The following is a 6,641-nucleotide window of genomic DNA, read 5'->3' as shown; positions in this document are numbered from 1 at the left end:
TAAGAAGCAATAGACCTAATGTTATTCGAGTTTAGTTGTCTTACATCGAAAGCGGAAGAGGGTTTGTAATTTTCATCTCTTGGGACAATTCCGTTTTTCTTTTGTAAATCAATCCAGTAGTTCCACCATTTTTCTATTTTCCAATATTTGTTGGTAATCATGTGAAAATGAATATTTCCCTTAAACATTTCATTTTTAGTTTGCCTTTCGGCTACCCATATGTATTGAAAATTTTCACTTCTTTTTTTAGTGTTATCAATAAATTTTCGCAATATGTTTACAGCTTTTTCGTCTGTAGTATCATTTAAAAATGTGAGTGTTACAAAACTTAATCGTTTGTAGCATCTTGCAAAACAAATTAGTTTTTTTCTAATTTTTTGTTTTGACCGTTTAGACAGAAACCGAAGTTTGGGTTCTTTTGGTTTTTCTGCTTTTGGTTTGCATGTTGTTTTTTCTTTTAAAGTTTTTTCTTTTGGCTCTTGCTTTTTTCTTTGCAAAGCCGAACCAGTAAACTCACTTTTTGGAATTACTCCAAATTCTCGAGTTGAAAAAGCAACGCTTGTGCCGTATGTATTTTTTACCATCATAATCTGAATCGTTGTACATTAATTAAAACCATTAAAAGGTTATTTATTAAAAGTTATTATTAAAGGTTTTTTAATTTTAAAGGTTAAAAAAAAAGGATACCTAAATAAATGGAGGTATGAAATTGCCTTTATGAAATCGTTTAAGATATTTACCTGTTCTACGTTCGTAAACATTCATATAAGCCCAAGTTGAATGCTCTTTGTTTAGAAACATTACAAAACCGTTTAGTTTATGAACATAATTCCATTTTTTAGGCTTTGGTTCGTTTTCAAAAAAGATAATTACGGAGTAGTCATTTTTTTTAGTTTCCATAACGACCTCCTTTTGCATTTGAAGTGTTAATTTGACTAAGAGAATCATTGATTTCGTCATTTTTATAAAGCACTCTATTTCCTATTCGGTGTGCTTTAATAATTCCCGTTTTAGTCCAATCATGAAGAGTAGGGAGTGAGATACAGAGAAAACTTGCAGTTTGTTTTCTTGTGAGTAATTGGTTGCTTTTCTGTTCTACAATTGGAACAAAGCATTTTAATTGATTGAAAACAGCATCTTCAACAATTTTTTTGAGTTCTGATAACTCGATAGAGGATAGCATAAATTTTTGCATCATTTTACTTTATTTGATTAGTAATGATGCAAAGATGTTATGAGAAAGAAGTTGTAGCCTTTTGTTGTAGCGCTACAAATGTTTATTTAATAGCTTCAATATCTTTCTGAATTTTCAGAACAATACTTGTATGACCTTGATTTTTAAAGAATTCTTGCAGTTTAAGTAAGTTACCAATTGTTCTAATTTCATTTTTATCGATGTGCAAATAAGTCAATGATGTTCTGATTGTCTGCTGATGCATTCCAATGATAGGAGCAAGAGTTCTTGCAATTTTTGTTTTATCATTATTTAATAAATCGACGCCTAAATATTCTAAAGAAAGTAATCTAAGTCCAACATTAAATTCCTCTTCTTTTTGGGGAACAAAATTATAATTACTTAACCACTTATAATATTCTGAAAACTCAGAAGCTTGTTTTACAGTATCTTCTTTGATTTTATACATTTCAGGTGTGTCTGAATGAGATTTTTCGAGTTTGTAAGTGCCGACTTGCATATGTTGATTGAAAGCATCACTAAATAAATCTCTGAGTAAATCCGATATTTTTAAATCGAAAATTTTATTTGCTTTATTTTTTAAATTCGATTTAACTGGTTTTTGAAATGTTTTAAAGTTTGGAATATAGTTGATATAATTTTTTATCTCATCAATCTCTGTTTCAATAACGAATTTTTTATTTTCTGTGTTTTCAATAGCTAAGTTGAAAGCATTTTGAAATTCTAATAGTGTGGTTGTTTTCATTATTTAAAAAATGGGTGAGTTAGTAATTTATCTGCATTTTCTTCTTGACTAATTCTTATATATGACATAAATGAACGCTCTGTTTTATGTCCTGTTATTTTCATTATTGAAATAGTAGGAACGCCAGCCAAATATACATTTGTTGCAAAACTTCTTCTTGCTGTGTGTGTTGAAATTAATTTAAATTTTGGCAAGGTTGTTTTTTCTACAATTCCACCACGAGTAATTGTTGACTCAGTTAATTCTTGTATATCCGCTAAACTAGCAATCTCTTTTATATACTTATTCATTACCTGATTAGTAAATGCATTTGGGAGATGATAATTATATTTTTGTAATATTGTTTTTACTGTTTTGTGCAATGGAATTACAACCCTTTCACTTGTTTTCTGCGTTCTGATTAGAAGTATTGATTTTTCAATATTTATATTTTCGGGTTTTATTTGAGTGAAATCAGAAAAGCGTAAACCAGTATAACAACCAATTAAAAATAAATCTCTTACTTTATCTAATCCAAGATTTTTATTTAGTTTAAGTTTTTCAAATTGTTCCAATTCTTTAATGCTTAAATACACAGTATCAGAATCTTCTCTTAGAGTTTTAAATTTCTTTTTACGGAATTCTAAGTTTTGATTAATACCTCTTTCGGTTGCTTCATTCAGAAAAGTTTTAATTGTTTTGATATGCTTCCCTACAGTATTAGCAGACAATAAATGTTCTTGAGCAAGAAAAGAAGTGTAATTGTTGTAAAACTCTAAAGTTATATTTTCAAAATCTATAAGTTTGTATTTCGATGAGTATTCAAGTAAATATTTATACGTTGTTTTATATGCTTTAATCGTGCCCTCTCGTTTTATAGACTGACATTCTATTATGTAGTTTTCAATAAAAGAAATGAATGTTTGTTTTTTGGGTTTTAATAAATTACCACTTAAAGCAGCTTCTAATTCAAGCTTTAGAATTGTGTTATTTGGCTGAATTTCATCGTTTAACAACTTTCTAAAAGTGTTTTGAATTGCGTTTTGAATCTTATCTAATTTCGTGTTAAACTCAGGATATTCTCTAAATTGTTTAGTTTCTTTTGCTCTTTGAGTTTTTACGTTCCAAAATTTTGGATTTATTCTTTCTCCAGTAGAATATTTGAACCTACTATACTGATAATTATAAATCAGATAGATTAGAGTGTCTTCCTTTGATGTAGGCTCTTTAAGAATGAATTTTGCTTTTGACATGAGCAAATATAAAACAAATTTCTCAGGGGACGAATGAGGGGACGAATAATTTTGTTTTAATCATTTTTAGCTTGATTTCATCTTATTCTAAAAACCCTGTAACCCCTTTTAATATTAATAAATGAAGTAAAATGTAGTAAGATTTGATAATAGCTCAAGGGGTCCAAGTGGGACCACATTAATTTTGTAAAACCTTTCAAGAAATTGAAAGGTTTTTTTGGCTTTAACAGTTGTCTAAGCTTTAAAAATACTAGAATTGAATATTTTTTATGATTTTTTTTAAAAATTAATTGGTTGAATCATTTTTTTCACTTAATATTGTCTCAAAGTTGAATTAAAAAGATTTTTTAAAATAACACTTAAAAGATTTTGATAAAAAGATTTTTTTTATATTTTTACAACTATGAAGATTGCTCCAAGAAAAATCAGCCTAAGTTTGTTAGCCTTGCTAACAACATTAAGTACATTTGCTGCTCCTCCAGTAGGGCCACCACCACCTACGCCGCCGCCGCCGCCAGGTTTGCCTATAGATAGTAGTATTGTATTGCTTGTTTTTGTCGCAATAGTATATGGTTTTTACACACTTAAGAAATTTAAATTACAATCTAAATAAAAAAAGGTACGCATTTGCGTACCTTTTTTGTTATAACCTTTTTTAGTTTTTGACTTTTGTCGAAACTTCTAAATTTCTTTCGATTGAATGTCCAGGTCTTGACCATTTTGGTTTTTCTCCTAATGATTCATATTGAGAATCTTTTGCTTCAACAGTTGTTGGTTGCATGATTTTTATAAATGGTTTTTGTGCATTCAAACCTAATAATTCGAACATTTTCATATCTTCATTTACATCTGGATTTGGAGTTGTAAGTAATTTATCTCCTGCAAAAATCGAATTTGCTCCAGCAAAGAAACACATAGCTTGACCTTCTCTACTCATGTTCATTCTTCCAGCAGACAAACGAACTTGAGTTTCTGGCATAATTATTCTAGTTGTAGCAACCATTCTAATCATTTCCCAGATTTCAACAGGTTTTTCTTCTTCCATCGGAGTTCCTTCTACAGCAACTAATGCATTTATTGGCACAGATTCGGGTTGTGGATTTAGTGTTGATAGCGCTACTAACATTCCAGCTCTATCTTCGATACTTTCTCCCATACCAATAATTCCGCCACTGCAAACAGTAACATTTGTTTTTCTAACATTCTCAATAGTCTGAATTCTATCTTCAAAACCTCTTGTAGAAATAACCTCTTTGTAATATTCTTCAGAAGTGTCTAAGTTGTGATTATAGGCATACAATCCTGCTTCTGCTAATCGATGTGCTTGATTTTCGGTGATCATTCCTAAAGTACAACAAACCTCCATGTCAAGTTTGTTTATTGTTCTTACCATTTCTAGAACTTGATCAAATTCTGGTCCGTCTTTTACATTTCTCCAAGCGGCTCCCATACAAACTCTAGATGACCCTGATGATTTTGCTCGTAATGCTTGTGCTTTAACTTGTTGCACGCTCATTAAATCATTGCCTTCAATATCTGTATGATATCTTGCTGCTTGTGGACAATATCCACAATCTTCGGGACAACCACCTGTTTTTATAGAAAGTAAAGTTGAAACTTGAACAACATTTGGGTCATGGTGTTCTCTGTGAATAGATGCTGCTTCGTAAAGCAAATCCATTAGCGGTTTGTTGTATATGGCAATTATTTCTTCTTTTGTCCAATTATTTCTCATTACACTCATAGTAGTATCTTATAAAATAGATGTCAAAAATAAGGATTTCGGTTTAAAGTTTGGTAAACATATTCATTTAAACTAAAAAATGTTTCTAGGAAAATAAATTTCACTAAAAACATTTTATTAAAAAACGTAATAAACTAGCTCTAAAAATGTTTTATGGGTCTGTCTTTCCAGTATTGCATTAATGTAAATGTTATGATTATTGATGATGCAATTCCTTCAAAAAAGAGCCCTATGCAGTATTGATTCATAGTGGGTGCTCCGCCACCGAATAAGAAATTTTGAGACAATTTTCCTAAATAAGCATCGCCACCTTTTATGGAAATGTAAATAAGTAAACCAATAACGCTTAATATTACACCTATTAATGCGGTTAATGTTCCTGAAATTAAATTTTCTAAATAGTCTATTTTCCCTTCGTTATAATTGGACTTTATAGTCTTGTTTAAAAAATAAATAACAATAACAATATTTAGCATTCTAAGAAAAAAAAGATGTGATAATCCTAATAATTCCATTATGAGAAAGTAAATCCCAATACCTATGAAAATTAAAGTGCCATTATTAAGTTCTTTTGAGATACTCATAACAATAAGTTTTAATTAAACAATTGGTTAAAAAAGTATAATAATACAATCAAATGTAATTAATAAATACTTGAATTACAAATATTTAACACTTATCTGTTTTTAAAAAATACTCTAATGAAGTGGTTTTGTCTTTTTGAAGTTGTATCTTTAATTCATCAATCGAATTAAATTTAATCTCGTCTCTAATAAATTCATGTACAGAAATTGTAATGTCTAAATCATATAAATCTTGATCTACATCAAAAAAATGAACTTCGATGGTTGTATTTTTTCCATCGACAGTGGGTTTTATTCCAATATTCATCATGCCTTTATGAGTTTCTCCTTGCCAAGAACCTTCAACAATATAAACACCATTTTTCGGAACAATTTTTTGAATATTATAAATGCTAATGTTAGCGGTAGGGAAATTTATTGTGCGTCCAAGTTGTTTTCCTTTTACCACTTTTCCTGTAAAAGTATAATTATAGCCTAAATATTGGTTTGCTAATTTTATGTTTCCGTCCTGAATTGCTTTTCTAATTTTAGTAGAACTTATTGAGATTTCATCTATTTCTTTGGCAGAAATCTGTTCTACATCAAAATGATATTTTTTGCCAAAATAAATTAAATCATGTATATCGGATGCACGATTTTTCCCGAAGCGATGGTCATAACCAATAATAATTTTTTGAATATTTAGTTTGTCGACCAATATGGTTTTTACAAATTCTTCGCCTGTTAATTCTGAAAAATTAGTGTCGAAAGTGTGTATTATTAAATTATCAACTCCTTTTTTTTCTAGAAGAGTTGTTTTTTCTTTATTAGTGTTCAGTAATTTAATGTTGCTTTCTGCTTGCAAAACACTGCGAGGATGTTGTAAAAAAGTAAGTACAACGGTCTCTAGTTGATTGTCTTGAGTGCTATTTAAAAGGCGGTTTATGATTCTTTGGTGGCCTAGATGTACGCCATCAAAAGTACCAAGAGTTACGACGGTTTTTTTTTTACAAGAAAATTCGGATATAGAATGGAATACTTTCAAAGGGAATAGTTTTATGTAGCAAATATAACTTAAGTTTTGAATTAATAAAAAGCAATATAAATGTATAATGTTTATATTTTTTGGTTGGTTAGGTGTTTTTTGTTAAAAAATGTAGAG

Annotated in this window: 9 protein-coding genes; 1 reads left to right on the top strand and 8 read right to left on the bottom strand. The window is 29.5% G+C overall.

Annotated elements, in window-relative coordinates:
* The 5 genes from ACKVOV_RS01930 to ACKVOV_RS01910 form a co-directional block, all read right to left on the bottom strand.
* A partial coding sequence (locus ACKVOV_RS01930) for a hypothetical protein (RefSeq protein WP_409205092.1) occupies positions 1-587 on the bottom strand: 587 nt, incomplete at its 3' end.
* 100 nt (positions 588-687) lie between these two features.
* Positions 688-900: a hypothetical protein gene (locus ACKVOV_RS01925; RefSeq protein WP_409205091.1), complete on the bottom strand. Its 213-nt coding sequence runs from the start codon at positions 898-900 to the stop codon at positions 688-690.
* Entirely contained in the window at positions 890-1,198 is a 309-nt protein-coding gene (locus tag ACKVOV_RS01920; RefSeq protein WP_409205090.1) for a helix-turn-helix domain-containing protein, read from the bottom strand. The genes ACKVOV_RS01925 and ACKVOV_RS01920 overlap by 11 nt, the downstream gene beginning before the upstream one ends.
* Before the next feature lie 79 nt (positions 1,199-1,277).
* Positions 1,278-1,940: a hypothetical protein gene (locus ACKVOV_RS01915; RefSeq protein WP_409205089.1), complete on the bottom strand. Its 663-nt coding sequence runs from the start codon at positions 1,938-1,940 to the stop codon at positions 1,278-1,280.
* Positions 1,940-3,172 carry a tyrosine-type recombinase/integrase gene (locus ACKVOV_RS01910; RefSeq protein ID WP_409205088.1) on the bottom strand — a complete coding sequence of 411 codons (1,233 nt, stop codon included), beginning with the start codon at positions 3,170-3,172 and terminating at the stop codon, positions 1,940-1,942. Before ACKVOV_RS01910 ends, ACKVOV_RS01915 begins: the two co-directional genes overlap by 1 nt.
* A gap of 403 nt (positions 3,173-3,575) precedes the next feature.
* Here ACKVOV_RS01910 and ACKVOV_RS01905 point away from each other — a divergent pair, with 403 nt between their 5' ends.
* Complete coding sequence (locus ACKVOV_RS01905) at positions 3,576-3,785, top strand: hypothetical protein (protein ID WP_409205087.1); 210 nt, start codon at positions 3,576-3,578, stop codon at positions 3,783-3,785.
* A gap of 42 nt (positions 3,786-3,827) precedes the next feature.
* Here ACKVOV_RS01905 and bioB read toward each other — a convergent pair whose 3' ends face one another.
* The 3 genes from bioB to ACKVOV_RS01890 form a co-directional block, all read right to left on the bottom strand.
* The gene (bioB, locus tag ACKVOV_RS01900) at positions 3,828-4,916 is read right to left on the bottom strand and encodes a biotin synthase BioB (protein WP_409205086.1); all 1,089 of its coding nucleotides are present in this window, start codon (positions 4,914-4,916) and stop codon (positions 3,828-3,830) included.
* 140 nt (positions 4,917-5,056) lie between these two features.
* Complete coding sequence (locus ACKVOV_RS01895; RefSeq protein WP_409205085.1) at positions 5,057-5,500, bottom strand: hypothetical protein; 444 nt, start codon at positions 5,498-5,500, stop codon at positions 5,057-5,059.
* Positions 5,501-5,585: 85 nt separating this feature from the next.
* A complete protein-coding gene (locus ACKVOV_RS01890; RefSeq protein WP_409205084.1) occupies positions 5,586-6,524 on the bottom strand; it encodes a bifunctional riboflavin kinase/FAD synthetase in 939 nt (312 codons plus the stop codon).
* Positions 6,525-6,641: the final 117 nt, after the last annotated feature.

It is taken from the genome of Flavobacterium sp., assembly GCF_046153165.1.
Lineage (GTDB): Bacteria > Bacteroidota > Bacteroidia > Flavobacteriales > Flavobacteriaceae > Flavobacterium.
The sequence above is the reverse complement of the archived record's forward strand: the minus strand, read 5'-3'. Positions and strand labels throughout refer to the sequence as shown.